This window comes from Amycolatopsis sp. NPDC049868 (assembly GCF_044461365.1).
Classification (GTDB): Bacteria; Actinomycetota; Actinomycetes; order Mycobacteriales; family Pseudonocardiaceae; genus Amycolatopsis.
Genome location: NZ_JBITKV010000004.1, coordinates 400,668 through 420,719, shown reverse-complemented (window position 1 = coordinate 420,719; position 20,052 = coordinate 400,668). Strand labels below are relative to the sequence as shown.

25 protein-coding genes are annotated in these 20,052 nt (G+C 69.2%); 6 read left to right on the top strand and 19 right to left on the bottom strand.

Annotated features, from left to right (window positions below; genetic code table 11):
* The 3 genes from ACIBTM_RS20420 to ACIBTM_RS20410 form a co-directional block, all read right to left on the bottom strand.
* Window positions 1-759 (bottom strand): D-Ala-D-Ala carboxypeptidase family metallohydrolase, encoded by a 759-nt coding sequence (locus ACIBTM_RS20420; RefSeq protein ID WP_395878630.1) that lies wholly within the window; start codon window positions 757-759, stop codon window positions 1-3.
* Between the two features lie 233 nt (window positions 760-992).
* The gene (locus ACIBTM_RS20415) at window positions 993-2,696 is read right to left on the bottom strand and encodes an AMP-binding protein (RefSeq protein WP_395878629.1); all 1,704 of its coding nucleotides are present in this window, start codon (window positions 2,694-2,696) and stop codon (window positions 993-995) included.
* Window positions 2,697-2,736: 40 nt separating this feature from the next.
* Window positions 2,737-3,579: a crotonase/enoyl-CoA hydratase family protein gene (locus ACIBTM_RS20410; protein ID WP_395878628.1), complete on the bottom strand. Its 843-nt coding sequence runs from the start codon at window positions 3,577-3,579 to the stop codon at window positions 2,737-2,739.
* 128 nt (window positions 3,580-3,707) lie between these two features.
* Here ACIBTM_RS20410 and ACIBTM_RS20405 point away from each other — a divergent pair, with 128 nt between their 5' ends.
* A complete protein-coding gene (locus ACIBTM_RS20405; protein ID WP_395878627.1) occupies window positions 3,708-4,595 on the top strand; it encodes an alpha/beta fold hydrolase in 888 nt (295 codons plus the stop codon).
* A complete protein-coding gene (locus tag ACIBTM_RS20400) occupies window positions 4,585-5,145 on the top strand; it encodes a GNAT family N-acetyltransferase (protein WP_395878626.1) in 561 nt (186 codons plus the stop codon). Before ACIBTM_RS20405 ends, ACIBTM_RS20400 begins: the two co-directional genes overlap by 11 nt.
* On the opposite strand, the gene cobA is transcribed toward ACIBTM_RS20400, so the two are convergent.
* From cobA to rpmB, 6 genes are all read right to left on the bottom strand, one after another.
* A complete protein-coding gene (gene cobA, locus ACIBTM_RS20395) occupies window positions 5,133-6,350 on the bottom strand; it encodes a uroporphyrinogen-III C-methyltransferase (RefSeq protein ID WP_395878625.1) in 1,218 nt (405 codons plus the stop codon). The two genes, ACIBTM_RS20400 and cobA, sit on opposite strands and share 13 nt — an antisense overlap.
* 54 nt (window positions 6,351-6,404) lie before the next feature.
* Window positions 6,405-6,812 carry an ankyrin repeat domain-containing protein gene (locus ACIBTM_RS20390; RefSeq protein ID WP_395878624.1) on the bottom strand — a complete coding sequence of 136 codons (408 nt, stop codon included), beginning with the start codon at window positions 6,810-6,812 and terminating at the stop codon, window positions 6,405-6,407.
* Window positions 6,813-6,875: 63 nt separating this feature from the next.
* On the bottom strand, window positions 6,876-7,124 hold the full coding sequence (gene rpsR, locus ACIBTM_RS20385; RefSeq protein ID WP_395878623.1) for a 30S ribosomal protein S18: 249 nt from the start codon (window positions 7,122-7,124) through the stop codon (window positions 6,876-6,878).
* Complete coding sequence (rpsN, locus tag ACIBTM_RS20380; RefSeq protein WP_395878622.1) at window positions 7,121-7,426, bottom strand: 30S ribosomal protein S14; 306 nt, start codon at window positions 7,424-7,426, stop codon at window positions 7,121-7,123. The genes rpsR and rpsN overlap by 4 nt, the downstream gene beginning before the upstream one ends.
* Window positions 7,426-7,593, bottom strand: a complete 168-nt coding sequence (rpmG, locus tag ACIBTM_RS20375; protein WP_005149953.1) for a 50S ribosomal protein L33 — start codon at window positions 7,591-7,593, stop codon at window positions 7,426-7,428. The genes rpsN and rpmG overlap by 1 nt, the downstream gene beginning before the upstream one ends.
* On the bottom strand, window positions 7,593-7,829 hold the full coding sequence (gene rpmB, locus ACIBTM_RS20370) for a 50S ribosomal protein L28 (RefSeq protein WP_005149951.1): 237 nt from the start codon (window positions 7,827-7,829) through the stop codon (window positions 7,593-7,595). The genes rpmG and rpmB overlap by 1 nt, the downstream gene beginning before the upstream one ends.
* A gap of 84 nt (window positions 7,830-7,913) precedes the next feature.
* Between rpmB and mrf the strand changes: the two genes are divergently transcribed.
* From mrf to ACIBTM_RS20350, 4 genes are read left to right on the top strand one after another with little or no spacing between them, the layout of a single operon-like run.
* Entirely contained in the window at window positions 7,914-9,167 is a 1,254-nt protein-coding gene (mrf, locus tag ACIBTM_RS20365; protein ID WP_395878621.1) for a ribosome hibernation factor-recruiting GTPase MRF, read from the top strand.
* The gene (locus tag ACIBTM_RS20360) at window positions 9,164-9,421 is read left to right on the top strand and encodes a type B 50S ribosomal protein L31 (RefSeq protein WP_034306403.1); all 258 of its coding nucleotides are present in this window, start codon (window positions 9,164-9,166) and stop codon (window positions 9,419-9,421) included. Before mrf ends, ACIBTM_RS20360 begins: the two co-directional genes overlap by 4 nt.
* Window positions 9,421-9,579, top strand: a complete 159-nt coding sequence (rpmF, locus tag ACIBTM_RS20355; RefSeq protein WP_038514106.1) for a 50S ribosomal protein L32 — start codon at window positions 9,421-9,423, stop codon at window positions 9,577-9,579. The genes ACIBTM_RS20360 and rpmF overlap by 1 nt, the downstream gene beginning before the upstream one ends.
* Window positions 9,576-10,673, top strand: a complete 1,098-nt coding sequence (locus tag ACIBTM_RS20350; RefSeq protein ID WP_395878620.1) for a GTP-binding protein — start codon at window positions 9,576-9,578, stop codon at window positions 10,671-10,673. The genes rpmF and ACIBTM_RS20350 overlap by 4 nt, the downstream gene beginning before the upstream one ends.
* Before the next feature lie 133 nt (window positions 10,674-10,806).
* Here the strand turns inward: ACIBTM_RS20350 and ACIBTM_RS20345 are convergent, their stop codons facing one another.
* The 10 genes from ACIBTM_RS20345 to ACIBTM_RS20300 form a co-directional block, all read right to left on the bottom strand.
* Window positions 10,807-11,103: a hypothetical protein gene (locus ACIBTM_RS20345; protein WP_395878619.1), complete on the bottom strand. Its 297-nt coding sequence runs from the start codon at window positions 11,101-11,103 to the stop codon at window positions 10,807-10,809.
* Between the two features lie 54 nt (window positions 11,104-11,157).
* The gene (locus ACIBTM_RS20340; RefSeq protein ID WP_395878618.1) at window positions 11,158-12,009 is read right to left on the bottom strand and encodes an LLM class flavin-dependent oxidoreductase; all 852 of its coding nucleotides are present in this window, start codon (window positions 12,007-12,009) and stop codon (window positions 11,158-11,160) included.
* A 4-nt stretch (window positions 12,010-12,013) separates the two neighbouring features.
* A complete protein-coding gene (locus ACIBTM_RS20335; RefSeq protein ID WP_395878617.1) occupies window positions 12,014-12,457 on the bottom strand; it encodes a nuclear transport factor 2 family protein in 444 nt (147 codons plus the stop codon).
* 61 nt (window positions 12,458-12,518) lie between these two features.
* Window positions 12,519-13,208, bottom strand: coding sequence for a DUF899 domain-containing protein (locus ACIBTM_RS20330; protein WP_395878616.1), 690 nt, complete (start codon window positions 13,206-13,208; stop codon window positions 12,519-12,521).
* Window positions 13,209-13,230: 22 nt separating this feature from the next.
* Window positions 13,231-13,566 (bottom strand): helix-turn-helix transcriptional regulator, encoded by a 336-nt coding sequence (locus ACIBTM_RS20325; protein WP_016334049.1) that lies wholly within the window; start codon window positions 13,564-13,566, stop codon window positions 13,231-13,233.
* The gene (locus ACIBTM_RS20320) at window positions 13,556-13,987 is read right to left on the bottom strand and encodes an SRPBCC domain-containing protein (RefSeq protein WP_395878615.1); all 432 of its coding nucleotides are present in this window, start codon (window positions 13,985-13,987) and stop codon (window positions 13,556-13,558) included. The genes ACIBTM_RS20325 and ACIBTM_RS20320 overlap by 11 nt, the downstream gene beginning before the upstream one ends.
* A 76-nt stretch (window positions 13,988-14,063) precedes the next feature.
* The gene (locus tag ACIBTM_RS20315) at window positions 14,064-15,464 is read right to left on the bottom strand and encodes a pyridoxal phosphate-dependent decarboxylase family protein (protein ID WP_395878614.1); all 1,401 of its coding nucleotides are present in this window, start codon (window positions 15,462-15,464) and stop codon (window positions 14,064-14,066) included.
* Window positions 15,461-16,765 (bottom strand): MFS transporter, encoded by a 1,305-nt coding sequence (locus tag ACIBTM_RS20310; protein ID WP_395878613.1) that lies wholly within the window; start codon window positions 16,763-16,765, stop codon window positions 15,461-15,463. Before ACIBTM_RS20310 ends, ACIBTM_RS20315 begins: the two co-directional genes overlap by 4 nt.
* A gap of 34 nt (window positions 16,766-16,799) precedes the next feature.
* Window positions 16,800-17,759, bottom strand: coding sequence for a sphingomyelin phosphodiesterase (locus ACIBTM_RS20305; protein WP_395878612.1), 960 nt, complete (start codon window positions 17,757-17,759; stop codon window positions 16,800-16,802).
* Window positions 17,760-17,776: 17 nt separating this feature from the next.
* Entirely contained in the window at window positions 17,777-19,792 is a 2,016-nt protein-coding gene (locus ACIBTM_RS20300; RefSeq protein WP_395878611.1) for a neutral/alkaline ceramidase, read from the bottom strand.
* Between the last annotated feature and the right edge of the window lie 260 nt (window positions 19,793-20,052).

The window sequence follows — 20,052 nt, the reverse complement described above, 5'->3', positions numbered from 1 at the left end:
TCAGATTCCGCAGGAGGACGCCGACCAGAACCGCGTCGACCGGTGTGCCACGTGCGTGTGATCGTTGTGGCCGGGGTAGCCCGGGCCGAGGATCTCGGCGAACCCGTGGTTGCGGGCCTGCTTCGCCAATCCGCAGAAGCCCTGCGAACCGGCCCCGAGGTCGACCGCGTCCCCGTAGAGATGCCTGCTGTTGGTCGCGCCGCCGACCGCGTTGTTGCACGCGACGCTGCGGAAGCCGCCGTTGACGTCGATCGGCCGGTCTCCCATGGCGTGCCGCATCGCCTGCAGCTTCCACATCGAGACCAGCGCGTTGGCCTTCGCCGTCGCGGGTGGAACGTTCCCGCCCGACCAGTCGGAGTTGCACCGGTTCAGTTCCGCGTAGGTGAAGTTGACCGGCGTGCAGTCGTCGTCCTGCAACGCGTAGAGCTTCGAGAACGTGGCCGAGCCGGCGATGCCGTCCGCGGCCAGCCCGTACGCCTGCTGGAAGCGGGTGACCGCGGCCTTGGTGCCCGCGCCGAACTGGCCGTCGAGGGCGAGCACGCCACCGTAGCCGGGATACCCGGCGACCCGGATCTGCAGTTGCCGGACGTCCTCACCGGACGCGCCCTCGGACAACGTGCGTCCCCAGGAGTAGCAGGCGTCGGCGACGGACACTTCGCCCGCCGTCACCGGGCCCGGATCGGCGGCGGCCGGGGTGGCCACCGCGGTACCGAGCCCGGCCACCAGGGCGAGCATCGGCAGGAGGAAACGAATGCGCATGACAGGAACACCTTTCAAAGCAGGGAAGGTGAGACCCGTGACCCCCACGGGTTGTCAACGATTCACTGCCGAGGATGCTAACGCGGTTCCGGTTACCGCGCTGTGGGTCGTTCGACCCACACTCCTGCCTTGACCGTCACGCGTGATCGGACGGACGACACACGTGATCAGGCGGACGACACTGCCTGATCACGTGTGTCGTCCGCCTGATCACGTGTGTCCGCCGTCGGAGGTCAGCCCTTCAGCTGCGGGAAGTCCTCCTCGCGGAACTCCCCCGCCGGCCGCCCGTCGGCTTCGTTCTCGCGTCCGCGCAGTTCGACCCGCCGGATCTTGCCGGAGATCGTCTTCGGCAGCTCGGCGAACTCCAGCCGCCGGATTCGCTTGTACGGGGCCAGATGTTCCCGGCAGAAGGCCAGGATGGACACCGCGGTGCCGGCCGTGGGCTCGTGCCCGTTCGTCAGGACGACGTAGGCCTTCGGCACCGCGAGCCGGATCGGGTCGGGCGCCGGGACGACCGCCGCTTCGGCGACCGCTTCGTGTTCGAGCAGGACACTTTCCAGTTCGAACGGCGAGATCCGGTAGTCCGACGCCTTGAAGACGTCGTCCGTCCGGCCCACGTAGGTGATGTAGCCGCGTTCGTCGATCGAACCGACGTCCCCGGTGTGATAGAAGCCGTTCGCGAAGGCCGCGGCGGAGCGTTCCTCGTCGTCGGCGTATCCGGTCATGAGCCCGACCGGTCGATGGTCGAGGTCGAGGCAGATCTCGCCCTCCTGCGCGCGTTCGCCGGTGACGGGGTCCACGAGCGCCACGGTGAAGCCGGGCAGCGGGCGGCCCATCGACCCCGGCACGACGTCCTGTCCGGGGGTGTTGGCGATCTGGACGCTGCTCTCCGTCTGCCCAAAACCGTCGCGAATCGTGACACCCCAAGCCTTTTCGACCTGGTCGATCACCTCGGGGTTGAGCGGCTCGCCCGCGCCGACCACCTTGCGCGGCGGCGTCTTCAGCACGGTCAGGTCCGCCTGGATCAGCATCCGCCACACCGTCGGCGGGGCGCAGAAACTGGTGATACCGCACCGGTCCATCTGCGCCATCAGGGAGACCGCGTCGAATCGCGCGTAGTTGTAGAGGAACACCGTCGCCTCGGCGTTCCACGGCGCGAAGACGTTGCTCCACGCGTGTTTCGCCCAGCCGGGCGAGGAGATGTTGAGGTGGACGTCGCCCGGTTCCAGGCCGATCCAGTACATTGTGGACAGATGGCCGATCGGGTACGAGACCTGCGTGTGCTGCACCAGTTTCGGCTTCGCGGTGGTCCCCGAGGTGAAGTACAGCAGGAGCGGGTCTTCCGCGGCCGTCGGGCCGTCGGGCGTGAAGGTGTCCGATTCTTCGTAGGCGTCCACAAAGGACTGCCAGCCTTCGACCGGCTCACCGACGGCGATGCGGGTGTAGTCGCCCTCGACGTTCTCGAACTTGTGCGCGTCGACGGACCGGATCACGACATGTTTCGCCGCGCCCCGCTCGACCCGGTCGGTGAGGTCCGCCGGGCCGAGCAAGGTCGAGGCCGGGATGATGACGGCGCCCAGTTTGATCGCGGCGAGGATGGTCTGCCACAGCTCGCCCTGGTTGCCCAGCATCAGGATCAGCCGGTCGCCCCTCGCCACGCCGAGCGAGCGGAGCCAGTTCGCGACCTGGTTGGACCGCCGCGCCATCTCCGGATAGGTCCAGCGGTTCTCGATGCCGTCCTCTTCGACGATCCACAGCGCGTACCGGTCCTGATTGGCCGGATCGGCCGCGACGACGTCGAACCAGTCCAGCGCCCAGTTGAACTCGGCGGGCCGGGGCCAGACGAAGTCCCGATAGGCGGTTTCGTAGTCCTCGCGATGGGCCTGTAGATAGTCCCGTGCCTCGCGGAACGTGCGGTATGCCTCCGAAGCGCTCACGATCGTCCTCCTGGTCCGCTGATTGGGCCGCCGGTTCTTTTTACTCCCCCCTGAACTCCGGCGCGCGGCGCTCGAGGAAGGCCTGCACGGCCTCGCCCAGGTCCTTGCTGGGCAGGAAGGCCGCGTTCCAGGCCGAGACGTACCGCAGGCCGTCCGCGACCTGGCGTTCGGTGTTGGCCGACAGGACGTTCTTGGTGCCCTGCACGACCAGCGGCGGGTTCGTGGCGATCTCACCGGCCAGCTTGCGGGCCTCGGCCAGCAGGGTGTCCTGATCCGCGTAGACGTCGTTGACCAGGCCGATCTTCTCCGCACGCGCGGCGTCGATGTCCTTGCCGGTCAGGGCCAGTTCGCGCAGGTGTCCTTCGCCGATGATCGGCGCGAGCCGCTGAAGGCTGCCGAGGTCGGCCACGATCGCGACCTTGACCTCGCGCACGCTGAACTTCGCGTCGGCGCTCGCCAGGCGGATGTCCGCGGCCGCGATCACGTCGACGCCACCGCCGATGCACCAGCCGGAAATGGCCGCGATGACCGGTTTGCGGCATTCCGCGACCGAGGACACGCTCGCCTGGAGGGACCGGACCTCGTCGAGGAACTTGGTCCGCGGGCCCGCGAGCGCGTCGCCGCCGAGCATTTCGCCCCAGCCGGGCATCATCGCGGGCAGGTCGAGCCCGTAGGAGAAGTGTTTGCCGCTCCCGGTCAGCACGACCGCCCTGACCTGGGGGTCCGCGTCGAGCGCACGGAAGACGATCGGCAGCTCACGCCAGAAATCGGGGCCCATCGCGTTGCCCTTGGACGGACCGAGCAGCGTCACTTCGGCGACGTGCCCGTCGATCTCCACCTTGAGCGAAACGAGATCGGGAAGACTGTCAGCTGTAGCGGTCATGAGGTCATCTTGACTCATGTGATTGACAGGCTGCCAACGGCCACTGTGCCACGGTGGTCACAAGATGCTTTCCTGGTACCAGCGGGTACTACCGGTGAGTACCGACGATCGACGAAGGACGGTGGGATATGAGCCCGGCCAGCAGCGCCATCGCGGTCGCCGACCTGCCCGCACCCACCCCCGGACGGCGAGGGGAACGATCCTCCCGGCCGATCGAGCTGTCGGGATCCTTCACCCATGAGGGTCACCGGCTCGCCTACACCGAGTTCGGCTCCGGCGACCGGGTGGTCGTGCTCACCCACGGCATCATGCTGACGCGGCGGATGCACGCCCCGCTCGCCCGCAGGCTGGCGCGGGCCGGTTTCCGGGCGGTGACCCTCGACCTGCTCGGTCACGGCGATTCGGACCGGCCCACCGACTCGTGGCTGTACTCGATGCCCGCCTTCGCGGAGCAGACCGTCGCGCTGCTCGACCATCTGGAGATCGACGCCGCCGTCATCGGCGGGACCTCGCTGGGCGCCAACGTCGCGCTCGAAGTGGGTGTCGCGGCTCCGGAGCGCGCGCTGGGCCTGGTCGTCGAGATGCCCGTGCTCGACAACGCGATCGTCGCCGGGCTCATCACCTTCGCGCCGCTGCTCATGGCCGCCCGGTTCCTGCCGGTGACCGTGCAGGGCGTGGCGCTGGCGGCGAAACTCGTGCCGCACGGCAATCAATGGGTCGACGTCGTCACCGACACACTGTCCCAGCAGCCCGCGCCGATGGCCGCGCTCCTGCACGGCGTGCTCTTCGGGCGGATCGCGCCGCCCAAGTCGGTCCGGTGCAAGATCGAGACCCCGGCGCTGGTCATCGGGCACGAGCGCGACCCGATCCATCCCTTCGGCGACGCCGACACGCTGGCCGCGGACATGCCGGCGGCCGAGTTCGTCCAGGCTCGCAGCCCGGTCGAGCTGCGGTTCGACCCGACCCGCCTGACCGACACCATCGCCGACTTCTCCGCGCGCTGCCATGACCGTTGACCCGGCGCCGGCCCAGGCCGTGGGCGCCGAGGAGCTGAGGACCGGGCGGCTGCTCCTGCGCCGTCCAGGCACCGAAGACCTCGACGCGATCTTCGCCCTCCACACCGATCCTGAGGCCTGTGTGCACAACCCTTCGGATCTGCTGGAGACGCGTAAGGAGGCGGAGCTGCTGTTACTCCGCTGGTCGCACCAGTGGAACCGGTACGGCTTCGGATACTGGACCGTCCGGCGCCACGACTCGGCGGAGACACTGGGATTCTGCGGGGTGAAGATCGTCGGCTTCCGGCGCCGCCCGGTGCTGAACCTCTTCTACCGGCTGTTCCCCGCCTCCTGGGGTTCCGGGTACGCCGGTGAGGCCGCCACCGCGGCGGTGGACTGGGCCCGCGTCCACCGGCCGGACGACCTCGTGATCGCCCGTGTCCGGCCGGAGAACATCGCGTCACAGCGGGTTGCGCTGCGGGCAGGGCTGGTCCGCGCGGAGCATCTCGACACCCCTGGCGACGACGGAGCCGACTGGTTCTACGTCTCGGATCGCGGTTACGAGGGCTGAGCCAGCCCCGCCACCGGGCCGAAGACGATCACCGCGGGCGGCCGCACCCCGGCCGCCGCGGCGTCCTCGACCACCTTGTCCAAAGTGGAGCGGAGAACCCGCTGCGTGCGCATGGTGCCGTCCTCGACGATCGCCACCGGCGTGTCGCCCGGCCGTCCCGCCTGCAGGGCCTTGACGAACAGCGGAAGCCGCTCGACGCCCATCATCAGCACGATCGTGCCGCGCATCTTCGCCAGCTGGTCCCAGTCCACCAGCGACTTCTCGTCGTCCGGCGCGACGTGACCGGACACCACGACGACCTCGTGCGCGACGCCGCGATGGGTCACCGGGACGTCCGCCGCGGCGGGGACGGCGAAGGCGCTCGTGATACCGGGGACCATCGTCACCGGGATGCCCGCTTCGGCGCAGGCGAGGACTTCTTCGAAGCCGCGGCCGAACAGGTACGGATCGCCGCCCTTGAGCCGCACGACGAACTTTCCGGCCTTCGCCCGGTCGATCAGGGTGGAGTTGATCACGTCCTGGCTGGCGGCGCGGCCGTACGGGATCTTCGCGGCGTCGACGATCTCGACGTGGGGTGAGAGTTCGTCGAGCAGTTCGCGCGGGGCCAGCCGGTCGGCGACGACGACGTCGGCCCTGGCGAGGAGACGGCGGCCGCGGACGGTGATCAGTTCGGGGTCACCGGGACCACCACCCACGAGGGCGACGCCGGGGAGGTCGCCGCGGGCTTCCGGCACGCGGCCGTCGGCGACGGTGCCGGCACGGAGGCCGTCGAGGACGCTGTCCCGGACGGTCGCCGACCGCAGCGGCTCACCGCCCGAGAGCACGCCGACCAGGAGCCCGCCGTGCCTGCCGGAAGCCGGGGTGACCGCGCTGCCGAGGTCCCCGTCGTCGGCGCGGACGCAGAACACCCGCGCGCGTTCGGCCTCGGCGCAGACGGCGGCGTTGACCTCGGGGTCGTTCGTGCACGCCAGCGCGTACCAGGCGTCGGCGAGGTCGCCCTCGGTGTAGCGGCGCTCGTGCCAGACGATCTCGCCGGCGTCGGCCATGGCGCTCACCGACGGCGTGGTGTGCGGTGAGACCAGTTCGACCCGCGCGCCGGCGCCGATCAGCCGGGGCAGGCGGCGCTGGGCGACCGTCCCGCCACCGATCATCACGACACGACGGCCGGCCAGGTCGAGGCCGGAGAGGTAATGCGGGTCATCCATGCGGGGCAGTGTAAGGATTCAGTGCCCTGGACCGCGATCCGAGTGAGAACCGCCTCAGCGTTCGAGCAACTCCAGCAGCTCGGTGTTGCCGAACATCCTGGCCGCGTCGATCGCCGACGGCTCCCCCGCCGTCGCGTCCGCGCCGCCCTTGAGAAGCGCCTTCACGACCTCGGGTTCGTTCTTGAAGACCGCGCCGGCGAGCGGGCTCTGGCCGCGGTCGTTCTCGCGGTTCGGATCGGCGCCGCGGTCGATCAGCGCCCCGACGGTCTCCGCGTGACCGTGGTAGGCGGCGAGCATGACCAGCGTGTCGCCCCGGTCGTTGGTCAGGTTCGCCGAGACTCCCGCGTCGACGTACGCGGCGAGTTCGGCCGTCGCGCCGGAGCGGGCGAAGCCGAACACCTTGGCCCACAACTCCAGCAGTTCGGGATCGAATTCCTCGGCCTGTCCGGGGTTCTCCGTCATGGGGCCGATTCTTCCACAGGGCCGTGGTCCGGGCGGCGCGTCGCACCGCCCGGACCGGCGGGGTCAGCGCCCCGCGTTGGGGTAGGGCAGCAACGCCATCTCGCGGGCGTTCTTGATCGCCGTGGCGACCTGTTTCTGCTGCTGGGGCGTCAGCCCGGTGACCCGTCGGGCGCGGATCTTGCCGCGGTCGGAGATGAACTTCCGCAGCAGATCGACGTCCTTCCAGTCGACCTCGGTGATCTTGTTGGCATGCAACAGGTTCGTCTTGCGCTTGAAGGGACGGTCGCGGTTCGGCTTGCCCATCGCGCTCACCAGCTCGACTTCGTGACGCCGGGCAGTTCGCCGTTGTGCGCCATCTGCCGCATCCTGACCCGTGAGAGCCCGAACTTCCGCAGGTAGCCGCGAGGACGGCCGTCCGCGGCGTCGCGATTGCGGATCCGGGTCGCGCTGGCGTCCCGCGGCATCGCCTGCAGGGCCGACACGGCGGCCGCCTTCTCCTCCGGCGACGCGGAGGGCGCGGCGATGGTGGCCTTCAGCTCGCGACGACGTTCGACGTAGCGGGCGGCGACGACCTTGCGCTGCTCGTTCTTGGCGATCTTGGACTTCTTGGCCATCAGCGCTCCTCCTTGAACTCGACGTGCTTGCGCGCGACCGGGTCGTACTTGCGCAGCACCATGCGGTCCGGGTCGTTCCGGCGGTTCTTCTTGGTGACGTAGGTGTAGCCGGTGCCGGCGGTCGAGCGGAGCTTGATGATCGGCCGGATGTCGGTGCTCTTGGCCATCAGAGCTTCACCCCTTTCGCGCGGAGCTCGGCCACGACGGCCTCGATCCCCCGCTTGTCGATGGTCTTCATGCCCTTCACCGAGACCCGCAGCCGGACCCAGCGTCCTTCGCTCGGCACGAAGTAGCGCTTGGCCTGCAGGTTCGGCTCCCAGCGCCGGGACGTGCGCCGATGCGAATGCGACACCTGCTTCCCGTAGCCCGGTTTGCGGCCGGTGACCTGGCACACGGCGGACATACACCCTCCCGAGTTGATATCGGTTGTCGTTTTCATTTACTCTACACAGCCGAACCAGAACGCCCTCGACGCCCCGGAGCTTCAGTGACCGACAACCCCCGCGTGCCCCTCGTCCTGATCAGTGGCCTCGCACCGGGACCGAACGCCGACCTCGCCGAGCGGCTGCGCCTCGCCGAACCCGGCACCGCCGTCGTGCATCACGACCTGAGGCAGATTCACTCCGGAGTGGTCCGGCGGCGGATCCGGCTCGGCGACCGCGACCAGCTGACGGTGCTCGAACTGGCGCACGGCTGCGTCTCGTGCACGTTGCGCGAAGACCTGTTGCCGTTGCTGCGCAAGCTCTCCCGGATGCCGCAGGTGCGCCGGATCGTGGTGCGGCTCGACGAGGCGATGGAGCCCGAGCCGGTCAGCTGGGCTCTGCACAACGTCCTCGTCGGCGAGCGTCCGGTGATCGAGGACGTCGACCTGCGGGCCGTGCTGACGGTCGTCGACTGCGCGGGCTGGCTGGCCGACAGCACCGGTGACGACACGCTGGCCGAGCGGGACCTGCGGGCCAGCCCCGAGGACGAGCGGACCGTCGCGCAAGTCGCGCTGTCCCAGGTCGAGTTCGCCGATCTGCTCGTCCTCGCCGGAGCGGCGACCGACGCCTGGTCCGCGGCGAAGGCCTCGGCCGTACTCGATCGGGTCGCGCCGTCGATCCCCCGCGTCGAACTGTCCTCCGTGGACGGGAAGACCGTGCTCGACGCCGTCCCCGCCGACGCCCGGCGCGGCGAGGTCACCGACATGCACGGCCCTCTGCTGCGCGGCCAGCCGCCGTTGCACACCGACTGCGGGATCGGGCTGCTCACCTTCACCTCGCAGCGCCCGTTCCACCCGGAGCGCCTCCACGACGCGATCGACGTCCTGCTCGACGGCGTCGTCCGCACCCGGGGACGGCTCTGGGTGGCGAGCCAGCCGGACATGGCGCTGTGGATCGAATCCGCGGGCGGCGGCCTCGGCGTCGGGCACGCCGGACCGTGGCTCGCCGCCCCCGACGGCCCGGATTGGGCCGACGTCTCCCCGGAACGGCGCACCCTCGCGTCCCTGCGCTGGGACCCGCTGTTCGGCGACCGCGCGCAGGAACTGGTCGTCGTCACCGATCAGGCCACCCCCGACGAGATCGAAGCGGCCCTGAACGGGGCGCTGCTGACCGAGGAGGAGCTCGCCGCCGGTGAGCAGGAATGGCTCCGCTATCCGGATCCGTTCGGCGAATGGCACGAAGAACCGTGCGAGGACACGGAAACCGACCCTGAGAAGCACGACGTGAACGCGTCGAACCGAAAGGACGAAACGCAGTGAAACCGGGTATCCACCCCGACTACCACCCTGTGGTGTTCAAGGACCTCTCCACCGGGGACGCCTTCCTGACCCGCTCCACCGCCACCTCGGAGCAGACCATCGAGTGGAGCGACGGCAACACCTACCCGCTGGTGAACGTCGAGATCAGCTCGTGGTCGCATCCGTTCTGGACCGGCAACCAGCGGATCATGGACAGCGCCGGACAGGTCGAGAAGTTCCACCGCCGCTACGGACGTCGCGGAGGGTCGAAGTAATGGCCGTCCCGAAGCGGAAGATGTCGCGCAGCAACACCCGGTCCCGTCGTTCGCAGTGGAAGGCGGCCGTGCCGGATCTGGTGCCGATCAAGGTGAACGGCGAGACGAAACTCGTGCCGCGCAAGCTGATGAAGCATTTTCACCAGGGTGGGGCGTGACGACGCCCGTCACGGTGCTGTCCGGATTCCTCGGTGCGGGCAAGACCACCGTGCTCAACCACGTCCTCGCGAACCGCGACGGGCTTCGGGTCGCGGTGATCGTGAACGACATGAGCGAGGTGAACATCGACGCCGCGCTGGTGCGGGACGGGAACAGCCTGTCCCGCACCGAGGAACGGCTCGTCGAGATGACCAACGGCTGCATCTGCTGCACCTTGCGCGACGACCTCCTGGACGAGGTCTCGCGGCTGTGCGAGGACGGCCGGTTCGACTACCTGCTGATCGAATCGAGCGGGATCTCCGAGCCGATGCCCGTGGCGGCGACGTTCTCCTTCGCCCGTGAGGACGGCGCCACCCTGCTGGACTCCGCGCGGCTCGACACGATGGTGACCGTGGTCGACGCGGTGAACTTCGAACGGGAACTGGCGGCCGGGGACGCGCTGACCGAACGCGGGCTGGACCAGTACGACGGCGACGAGCGGACGGTCAGCGATCTGCTGATGGACCAGATCGAGTTCGCGGACGTCCTCCTGCTGAACAAGGCGGACCTGGTCCCGGCCGACTCCCTCGACCGGCTGACGGCGGTGCTGCGGCGGCTCAACCCGGCCGCCGAGGTCATCGTTTCGACACACGGCCGGGTCCCGCTCGACCGGGTGCTCGGCACCGGGCGCTACGACGTCGAACGGGCGCAGGAAGCACCCGGCTGGGTGGCGGAACTCAACGGTGATCACGTTCCGGAAACGGAGGAGTACGGGATCTCCAGCGTGGTCTTCCGCGCCGGGCTCGCTTTCGATCCGGCGCGGCTGCGGGACTTCGTCGGGCGGCTCGACACCGGGGAGTTCGGGACGGTCCTGCGGTCGAAGGGGTTCTTCTCGCTGGCGTCGCGGCCCGGGGTGACCGGGCTGTGGTCGCAGGCTGGGTCGGTCGCCCGGTTCGAGCCGCAAGGCGTCGAGGAGGCGCCGCGGCAGGAACTCGTGTTCATCGGCGTGGGACTGGAGGAGGACGCGTTGCTGGACTCGCTCCGGTCCTGTCTGACCACCGATTCGACCGGCGCGGACCCGTTTCCGGCGTGGGAAGCGGTGCACGTCCACTGACGGACTTCGGGCGCCGCTGTTGCGAAGAGTGCCGCGAAAGCCACTTTCGAGACATCTGACGTCGCGAAAGTGGCTTTCGCGACACGACACCTTTGCCGCACCCCTTAAGCGAACCACTCGTGGGCGGCGCGGGTCAGTGGTCGTCGTAGTGGTCCCCGTGCGCGGCGTGGCGGTGGCCGTCGTGCAGGTAGTCGACGTGGTCGCCGTGCGGCACCGCGACGTGACCGCAGCCCTCGCCGTGGGCGTGATCGTGACCCTGGTGCGGGATGTGCTCACCGGCCTCGCACTCGTCGAAATGCCCGTCGTGCGCGCGGTGCAAGTGCCCGTCGTGCACGTAGTCGACGTGGTCGCCGTGAGGTACGGCGACATGGCCGCATCCTTCACCGTGAGCGTGCGTATGGCCGGCGTGTTCGGTGTGCGCGGCGGTCATCATCGGGTCCTTCCTGATCGAAAATGCCTGATCAGGCGGACCGTAGCACCGGTTTCACCCGCTGATCAGCGCTCTCACCCGACCGAGTGCCCGCACCTGGTCGGCCCAGCGCGGGCCCGTCAGTCCGACGACGACGTGGGCCGCACCCGCCTCCCGGTACGCCGCCAGCCGTTCGGCGACGGCTTCGGCGGAACCGGTCAGCGGCAGCGAGATCGCCTGCTCGAGCGGCATCCCGTAGGCGTCGCCGATTCCCTTCGCCAGGTCCGCCGACGACGGCAGGTCGCCGCCCCCGCCCAGCGCGCTGGTGGCGCCGACCGCGATCACCGGGCTCGCGACGCCGAGATCCATCAGGCGTCGCCGTCCGGCGGCGACGGCTTCCGGCGACAGGAGCGAGGGGAACCACCCGGTGCCGTGCTCCGCGACCCGCCGGAGCACAAGCCCGCCCCGGTTGCCGACCCAGATCGGCGGCACCGCCACCGCCGGTGCCAATTCGACGGTGGCGGTGCCGAGCCGGACCTCCTTGCCCGCCAGCAGATCCGGCAGCAGCCGCAGCGCCTGATCGGTGCGCGGGCCGCGTTCGGCGAACGGCACCCCCGCCGCGGCGAACTGGGCTTCTCCTCCGCCCGAGCCGATGCCGAGGATCAGCCGTTCGCCCGAAACCTGTTGCAGTGAGGCGATCTGCTTGGCCGCCCATGCCAAGGGCCGCATCGCCGGGACGAACACGCTCAGCCCGATCCGGATCCGGGTCGTGACCGCGGCGGCGACCGCGAGCCCGATCGTGCTGTCGAGCGAGGGACGTCCGGTCATCAGGTGATCGCCGAGGAACACGCTGTCGAGGCCGGCGTCCTCGGCCTGCCGGGCGGAGACGCGGAGATCGTCGGACGGGAGGATCACACCCAGTTTCATGGCCCTATCGTGGAACTTCGACTCCGCTGGAGGTCAAGCCCGCCAGCTGCCGGTGCCCGGCGGCGGTGTCCATGTACTCGCGCACACGGTGGATCAGGCCTCGGCGCAGCTCGAAGATGAAGCAGTAGTCGTTGCTGTACCGGCTCCCGTCCGCCAGTTTCGCGGTCATGGTCTCCTCGACGACCACCGTCTCGCCTGCCGCGTGGAAGCCCCGGAACTCGATGGCCACGTCCGATACGAACACCTTCCGGAAGTCTTCGGCCAGGAACCGGACGATCACGGCCCTGCCGACCAGGTGACCCGACCCGCCCAGCGCGACCGCGGTCGCGTTCCCCGGCGGCGCCAGCCACTCCGCGTCCTCGGTGAACACCGCGGCTATGCGGTCGGGGTCGTAGGTACCGAAGGCCTTCCAAGCGTTCTGGACGATCTGGAGGCTGCTCTCTGTCATGGTCGGAAAGCTAGCCGGGCCAGGCACCCGGTGACTGGCGACTTTGCGACGTCAACGTCGGTCACCTACCCGAGCAGCAGCCTCCGGACGTCTCAGCGCCGTCGTAGGAGTCGTGCCAGTTCCACCACTCGTACGGCGGCGTCTGCGGATAGCCCTCCGGCGAGTCCTCCCACTCCTCCTGCCGCCCCAGCGCGGTGATGTCGAGGTAGCTCCAGGTACTCCCCATCGTCTCGTCGCCGCGCTCGTTGACGAAGTACGTCCGGAACACCTGGTCACCCTCACGGATGAAGGCATTGGTGCCGTGCCACTCATCGACGCCGAAGTCGACGTCGAAGTCGCTGGTGATCGTGTACCACGGCATCGTCCAGCCCATCCGCGTCTTCAGCCGCGCGATATCCGGCTGCGTGCCTCGCGAGGCGAACGCGAGCGTGGTGTCGCGGGCGTTCAGATGCGCGACGTGCGCGACCTGGTCGGCCACGAGCGAGCAGCCCTTGCAGGCGTGGCCGGGGAAACCCTCCACGCCGGGATCGAAGAAGGCCCGGTAGACGATCAGCTGACGGCGCCCCTCGAAGAGATCGAGCAGGTTCACCGTCCCGGACGGGCCTTCGAACTCGTACGGCTTCTCCACCGCGAGCCACGGCATCCGCCGCCGCTCGGCCGCGAGCGCGTCGCGGGCGCGGGTCAGCTCCTTTTCCTTGACCAGTAACCGAAGGCGCGCTTCTTCCCATTCCGCGGCGGACACTGTGTTCATCGCGCCGACTCCTCGGTGAAACTCATGCTGAACCCTCCAAATGGTCTTTCAGAGCCGCGAGCGGCCCGTCCCAGTCCCGGGCGAGCGCGGCGAGGAACTGCTGGGCGACCTGCATCGGCGCCGAGTGCAGCCGGTAGCGGACGCGGCGCCGCTCCCCTTGTTCCGGGGTCACCAGGCCGGCGTCGGTGAGCAGGGCGAGGTGCTTCGCGATGGCCTGCCGTGTGATCGGCAGGCGTTCGGCCAGATCGGTCGCCGTGGCGGGGCCGCCCGAGGCGAGCGTGGCGAGGATGCTCCGCCTGCTCGGGTCGGCCAAGGCGACGAAGACCTGTTCGGCGATCGCTTCGATGTCAGGCGGCATCGAGGTATTCGATCAGTTCGCCCAGCTCGGCCGCCCACCCCTTCGTGTTCCCTTCGAACGCGACGCGGTGGACATCGTCCGGAAGCTGGGAGAAACCGGTCTCGACGACGGTGAGCCGCGTGCCTGCGCCGTTCGGGGCGAGGGTGAACTCGACGTAGGTACGACGAGGGTCGTCGTCCGGCAGACCGTAGATGTTCCAGGTGAAGCCGAAGACCTCCGACTCTTCGACGCGCTCGACGCGCATGTTCGCCTTGTGCCCCTCGTCCCATTTCATCTCGGCGTCGCCACCGGGCCGCAGGTCGATACTGGCCTGGTTCCCGAACCAGGTGCCCAGGCCTTCGGCCGTGGTCAGCGCGGCCCAGACCTTCGCGGGCGGATGGGCGATCTCGACGGTGCGTTCGATCCGGTCGGGGAATCCCATGACAGCCTCCTCAAGTAGCAATCAATCGGTTGCTATAACTTTGTATAGCAACCGACCGATTGCGTCAAGACGAGTTTCAGGAAGCCGTGTACAGCGCGCCGAGGAATTCGAGCAGCAGCCGCTCCCGCAGCGGACCGGGTGCCGTGGCCAGCAGAGCGTTGATCTCCGCCATCCGCGTGGGCAGGCCGGCGTCGCCGCCGAGGCCCGCGGCGGCCAGTAGCCCGGCGAACTGCTCCGGCGTGAGCGTCGCGGGATCCAGCGCGGCGACGAACTCGGCCACCCCCGGGTCGACGACGACCGGCCCGGCCTCTCGGGCGGCCTCGACCGAAGCGGCCAGATCGGCCACGAAGTCCTTCTCGCTCCCCCGGTTCGCGGCCGTCACGGTCAAATGCAGGTTCGCGGGTGACGACTCGTGCGCGAACTGCGGCTGCACGTACCAGCCGCGCTCGCGCATCTCGTCCGCGACGGTGAACAGGTCGAATCCGGCGCCGTCCGCCACGGTGAACGCGAGCAGGGTCGACACCGGATCGCCGAGGACCCGCAACCCGTCCAGCGCCTCGATCCCGGTACGGATCTCCACCGCCGCCGCACGCGCCGCCGAAGCCAGCTTCCGGTAACCCTCTTCGCCGACATGACGCACGACGGCCCACGCCGCGGCGAGCGGTCCGCCGGACCGCGTGCTCTGCAGCGTGGTGTTCAGCATCGTGTAGCCGGGCCAGTCCGCACTGGCGAAGTACTGCGAACGGCGCAGTCCGGCGTCGGCGTGCAAGAGAACCGACGCGCCTTTCGGGCAGTACGCGTACTTGTGCAGGTCCACCGAGACACTGGTGACGCCGGGGACGTCGAAGCCGAACGGCCCGAGTCCCAGATACGGCAGCACCCAGCCGCCGATGCAGGCGTCGACGTGGAACCGGACGCCGTCCAGCAGCGCGGCGATCTCCGGGATCGGGTCGAGGACGCCGTGGGCGTACGACGGCGCGCTCGCGACGACGAGCACCGTGCTGTCGTCGATCGCCGCGGCCATCGCCTCGGGAACGGCGCGGAAGCTCACCGGGTCGACCGGCACCGAAACGACGCGCACACCGAAGAAATGCGCCGCCTTGTGGAACGCGGCGTGCGCGGTCGTGGGCAGCACGATGCTCGGCGAAGACGCGTCCGGGCGCGCGTCACGGGCGGCCAGGACGGCGAGCATGCACGACTCCGTGCCGCCCGAGGTCACCGAACCGACCGTCTCGGCGGTACCGCCCAGCAACCGGGCGGCGGTGCCGACGAGATCGTTCTCCATTCGCAGCAGGCTCGGGAACGCCGTCGGGTCGAGCCCGTTGGCCGACGAGGCGAGCGCGTGCGCCGCCGCGCCGAGTTCGTCCACTTCGGACAGGCCGCTGTCGTAGACGTACGCGAGCGTCCGGCCGCCGTGGGTCGGCAGGTCCCCCGCGCGCAGTTCCCGCAGCTCCTCCAGGACGTCTTCGGCGGTCACGACCTGCGCTCCAGTACCGATTTACGCAGCAGCGGGATGCCGAGCACGATCAGCACGGCCGGAAGGATCGACGCGCCGAGCAGGATCGCCGTGAGCGCGCTGTCCGGCTGCGCGGCCTTCGCGTCGAGGCTGGACTGATAGCCGCCGAACTGCAGCACCAGCCCCCAGAGCCCCGGCCCGAGCGCGAGGCCCAGCGTCTCCGACGCCGTCCAGACCCCGGCCGCGACCCCGGCCCTCGTCTCGCCGGTCCGCTCCTCCTCGTCGCTGATCAAGTCGGGCAGGATCGCCAGCGGGAACACCGAGATACCCGCGTACCCGACCCCGCAGAAGGCGACGAACACCATCGTGACGGCGAACGGGAGCACCTCGGCCCCCAGCAGCCCGAGAAGACCGACACCGAACGCGGCGGTGGCGATCCGGAATCCGGCCAGCTTCCCCACGCTCGCACCGAGCCTCGGCCACAGCGGCATGGTCAGCAGCGCCGGGCCGACGAACCCGACGAACAGCACCGTCGAGTAGCCGGAGCTGCCAAGGATCCGCTCGGCGAAGAACGGGATCGCGGCCAGCACCGTGCCGATGCCGAGCGCCTGGATGAAGTAGACGCCGAGCAGCCAGCGGAACGGCCGCCACTGCGCGAGCGTCCGGAGCAGCTCGCGCGGGCTCACCGTGTTCGGCCGCAGCGCGCCGACGGGAGCGTCCTTGAGCCCGAAGTACACGCCGAGTGTCGCGAGCAGGATGACCACCGCGATGAACAGGCCCATGACCCGGTAGCCGGCGACACCGCCGACGAGGTCGGTGATCGCGGGCGCGCCGCCGCCGGAGACCAGGATGGCGACCGCGAGGAAGCCGATCCGGACGCTGGTCAGCTTGGTGCGCTCCTCGGCCGAATCCGTCAGTTCGGCGGGCAGTGCGTTGAACGGCACCTGAAAGAAGGCGTACGCGGTGGCGCACAACAGGAACACGACGACGACATAGATCGCGTCGGGCACTGGGCCGCCGAAGCCCGGATGCGCGAACAGGGCCGCGAAGAGAACCGCGACGCCGATACCGCCGTAGAGCAGGAAACGGCGGCGGCTGCCGGTGCGGACCATGTCCGCGTCCGACAGCCGTCCCGCGATCGGGTTGAAGAGCACGTCCCACGCTTTGGGAACGAACACGATCAGGCCGGCCACGCCCGCCGCGACGCCCATCGTGTCGGTGAGGTACTTCAGGAGGAGCAGGCCGGGAACCGTGCCGAAGGCGCCGGTGACGAACGAGCCGAGCGAGTAGCGGTACCTCGTCCGTGCTGGCAGCGATGCCATGATCCTCCTCGAGGCGATTCTCCCGATGAAGGCCTCAGTATTGGATCTTGGCCACCACCGGGTAGTGGTCGGAGGGAATCGTGCCACCGTCGTAATGCACGAGCTGTACCGGGCCGACAGCGGCGAGCGGCCGCCCGCCCGCGCGTACGGCTCCGACGTAGTCGAGCGAGTCGCGGTAGGTCGCCGGAACGGACTTCGCCGCGTTGGGGTTCGTCACCGCGTCGAAGGTGTACGCGCCTTCGCCCGTCGTGCGGAGAACGCCTTCGAGGAAGGCCTCGCCTTGCTGAACCTGGGTCCGGCCGAGGGAGTCCTTGCGCGCTTGTCCCGCCCAGTACTCGATGTTCAGGTCGCCCGCGATGACGACCGGCTCATGGGCGGGGGCGTATTTGGTGACCAGTTCCCGGATCTCGCCGAGCTGCGCCATCCGGATGTCGTGCGCCTTCGGCAGCGTCTCCGGTCCCTCGTCGGCCTGCATATGGGTGCCCGCGATCCAGACTGGCTTCCCGGCGACGACCAGGCGGGCGAGCGCGGCGCCCTTGTTGGACAGGTAGTCCGCGGTACCGGAGTAGGAATTGCGGAAGACCAGCTGGTGCTGTTCGGTCACCGGCGCCTTGCTCAGCACGGTGACCCCGCCGTTGACCACGATCGGGGAATTCGAGCAGTTGCCGTTCACCGTCGTCCAGCCCGGTGACGTGGAGCAGTACTGGCCTACGAGCGGGGTCTGATGCGGCCAGACGTCCTTCAGCCGGTTCCGCATTTCCTCCGCCTGGGCGCTGAAGGCCTCGTCCAGGACGACAACGTCGGCGTCGTTCGCGCGGATGACGGCCTCCGCCGCTCGGGCCCGCGCTTGTTTGTCCGAGGTGTTCGGGCTGGCGATCCACGGCAGCTGCCAGATGTTGAACGCCATGACCTTCACCGAGACCGCCGCTTGGGCGGGGACGGCGGTTCCGGCGAACAAGGCGGCGGCGATGGCGAGTACGGCGAGCTTCCGCACGAAAGACCCTTTCGGTGTCAGGAAACGACGAACGTCCGTGAAGTCCCGCTGAACGCGGAGATCGCCCCGTTCCAGCCGTTCTTCCAGTTTCCGAAGTGGATCACGCGATATTTGCCGATCGGGGCGTTCGCGGGGATCTTCCAGTGGACGACGGCTTTCGATTCGGCGACGAACGTCCGCGCCCAGTGGTACTTCGTGTCCCAGTCACCGTCGTCGGCGTGGCGGACCCACTTGCCGTCGACCAGCCGCTGGATCTCCAGGAAGGTGCCGCCGCGCCGGAGGTCGTTCTTCGGATGTCCGGTGACGAACTCGACCGCGACCTGGTCACCGCGCGCGTAGGTGCTCTTCGCGTCGGTCAGGACGTCACCGAAGTCCTTGAACGCGGGTGGGCTGTCGAAGACGACGCCGGGCTGGAAGTTGATCAGCTTGCCGCGCAGATCCCGTGGCGTCGGCCCGTGCGGGACCGATGTCCCCGTCTTCATCGCGGCCGCGAGTTTGGCGAATTCCTGCTGGTACGCGGGAAGCGTGTAGCGGCCGTAGAGGGTCGACGCGCCTTCGTACTGCTGCGAGTCGTACTCCTCGGGCGTCGTCACGTATTGGCTGTAAGCGTTGGAGTAGCCCTGGATGAGCACGTTCTCCAGCGGGACACCGAGTTCGGCGGCGACGGTCCGGCGCAGCCGCAGCCCGGAGACGATGGTCAGTTCGGCCGGTACGGCCACGAGGTGCAGCTGCCCGATCCGGACGAGCTGCAGCGGCAGGACCTCCGGCGTCCACGGATACGGCTTCATCGCGCCGAACGGCACCGCGATCACCTTCGGCGCGTGCGCGTCGGCCAGCGCCTGCGGGATCGGCGCGTCGATGCCGCCGAGCCAGTCGATGAACGGGTTCTTCACCCCTTCCGGGAGCGGCAGGCCGGGTCCGTCCTCGCGGCTGCCCGCCAGCATCGAGACCCCGATCGCGGCCGTGCAGGTGCGCTGCGGCCGCCCGTTCGGGGTGTACTTCGCGTCGACGGCCACATCGGACATGTCCACGTAGCACATCCGGTGGTCGACGCCGCCCGTCACGGCCTCGGCGGCCGCGTCGAAGGCGCTCTTCGCCGCGCGGAACTGGAGGTCGCCGATGGTGCGGGTGTTCTCGAACTCGGTTTCGGGTGTGCCGGGTTCGAGGTTCAGGTTCGGGCTCATGTCGCCGGTGTTGGTCTGCGGGAACGCGGCGACGAACCGCGGGTTCCCGTCGAGGTAGCGCACGCCGGCGTGGTCGTGCTCCCACTCGTAGGCGGCGTACCCCTTGTTGTCGCCGCTGATCAGGTGGTTGCCGTTGCTCATCGACGTCCCGTGCGTGGCGAACCAGCTGATCGCGCCGACGTCGACGCCGTTCTGGCTGAACCGAAGCACCGTGACGGCCGGGTCGATCGCCTGCGGGAAATGGTCCTTGTCGGCCTGCGGGTTCAGGTCGAAGGCCTTGCGGGAGCGGTTGACGCTCGCCTTGGTCAGCTCGGCGCGGCCGAGCCGGATCGACCCGGGCGCGAGGTTCGCGTGCGCCCGGCCGATGGCCTCGAAGATCCCGTCGACGACGGCGTCGTAGACCTCCTGCTGGAAGCCGAGGATCGCCAGATCGTAAGCGGCGTAATGGGAATCCCCGCCACAAGCGGAGTGGGTGTGCGTGGCGTTGAGGAGCACGTTCTGCTCGGTGTACAGGTCGCCGTACTCGGCCTGGAGCTTGCGCAGCACGCCCTGATGGACGGACTGGAACAGCGCGCCGAGGTCGGCGGTGACGAAGGCGATCCGCTTGGCGCCGTCGTCGACCACGAAGGCCCGCGCCCGGGTGCGGAGATGGATGCCGGCGGTCTGCTGCTGCGGCATCGAGTAGCCCATCATGCCGTTCTCGGCGGCCGGTCCGGTGACGTCGGAGATGCCTACGCCGACAGGGAAACCCTTCGCCGACGCCGCTTGCGCCTGCGGGACGCCGAGCATGCCCGCCGCGACGGGCAACGCCGCCGCACCCGCGAGAACCCGCCTCCGGCTCACCGTCATGAGTCGCACCTCCCGGCCACGAACATGAACCGACTTCATGTTCGTGGCCGGGACGCTACGTGATGGGCCTCACTGCCGCAACCCACGAAAGGCGCGGACCAGTGCCTCCCTGCTACCGCCGCCCTTGCTCGCTCGAAGTACATGAAGGCCCCCTTCACTGCGCTAGACGCAGTGAAGGGGGCCTTCATGTAGTTGGGGACGGTGTGAAGGTCGAGTTTCCTCGGCTGAGCCGAGGGAAGGGGGCCTTCACGCGCGGTCGC

Coding starts and splice junctions, on each gene's coding strand:
- ACIBTM_RS20410 (WP_395878628.1), bottom strand. CDS start 3,579: ATGACCGCTACAGCTGACAGTCTTCCCGATCTCGTTTCGCTCAAGGTG.
- ACIBTM_RS20300 (WP_395878611.1), bottom strand. CDS start 19,792: ATGACGGTGAGCCGGAGGCGGGTTCTCGCGGGTGCGGCGGCGTTGCCC.
- rpmG (WP_005149953.1), bottom strand. CDS start 7,593: ATGGCCAAGAGCACCGACATCCGGCCGATCATCAAGCTCCGCTCGACC.
- ACIBTM_RS20420 (WP_395878630.1), bottom strand. CDS start 759: ATGCGCATTCGTTTCCTCCTGCCGATGCTCGCCCTGGTGGCCGGGCTC.
- ACIBTM_RS20325 (WP_016334049.1), bottom strand. CDS start 13,566: ATGCCGCCTGACATCGAAGCGATCGCCGAACAGGTCTTCGTCGCCTTG.
- ACIBTM_RS20340 (WP_395878618.1), bottom strand. CDS start 12,009: ATGAAACTGGGTGTGATCCTCCCGTCCGACGATCTCCGCGTCTCCGCC.
- ACIBTM_RS20310 (WP_395878613.1), bottom strand. CDS start 16,765: ATGGCATCGCTGCCAGCACGGACGAGGTACCGCTACTCGCTCGGCTCG.
- ACIBTM_RS20390 (WP_395878624.1), bottom strand. CDS start 6,812: ATGACGGAGAACCCCGGACAGGCCGAGGAATTCGATCCCGAACTGCTG.
- ACIBTM_RS20405 (WP_395878627.1), top strand. CDS start 3,708: ATGAGCCCGGCCAGCAGCGCCATCGCGGTCGCCGACCTGCCCGCACCC.
- rpmF (WP_038514106.1), top strand. CDS start 9,421: ATGGCCGTCCCGAAGCGGAAGATGTCGCGCAGCAACACCCGGTCCCGT.
- rpmB (WP_005149951.1), bottom strand. CDS start 7,829: ATGTCCGCCGTGTGCCAGGTCACCGGCCGCAAACCGGGCTACGGGAAG.
- ACIBTM_RS20320 (WP_395878615.1), bottom strand. CDS start 13,987: ATGGGATTCCCCGACCGGATCGAACGCACCGTCGAGATCGCCCATCCG.
- rpsN (WP_395878622.1), bottom strand. CDS start 7,426: ATGGCCAAGAAGTCCAAGATCGCCAAGAACGAGCAGCGCAAGGTCGTC.
- cobA (WP_395878625.1), bottom strand. CDS start 6,350: ATGGATGACCCGCATTACCTCTCCGGCCTCGACCTGGCCGGCCGTCGT.
- ACIBTM_RS20400 (WP_395878626.1), top strand. CDS start 4,585: ATGACCGTTGACCCGGCGCCGGCCCAGGCCGTGGGCGCCGAGGAGCTG.
- ACIBTM_RS20330 (WP_395878616.1), bottom strand. CDS start 13,208: ATGAACACAGTGTCCGCCGCGGAATGGGAAGAAGCGCGCCTTCGGTTA.
- ACIBTM_RS20335 (WP_395878617.1), bottom strand. CDS start 12,457: ATGACAGAGAGCAGCCTCCAGATCGTCCAGAACGCTTGGAAGGCCTTC.
- ACIBTM_RS20345 (WP_395878619.1), bottom strand. CDS start 11,103: ATGACCGCCGCGCACACCGAACACGCCGGCCATACGCACGCTCACGGT.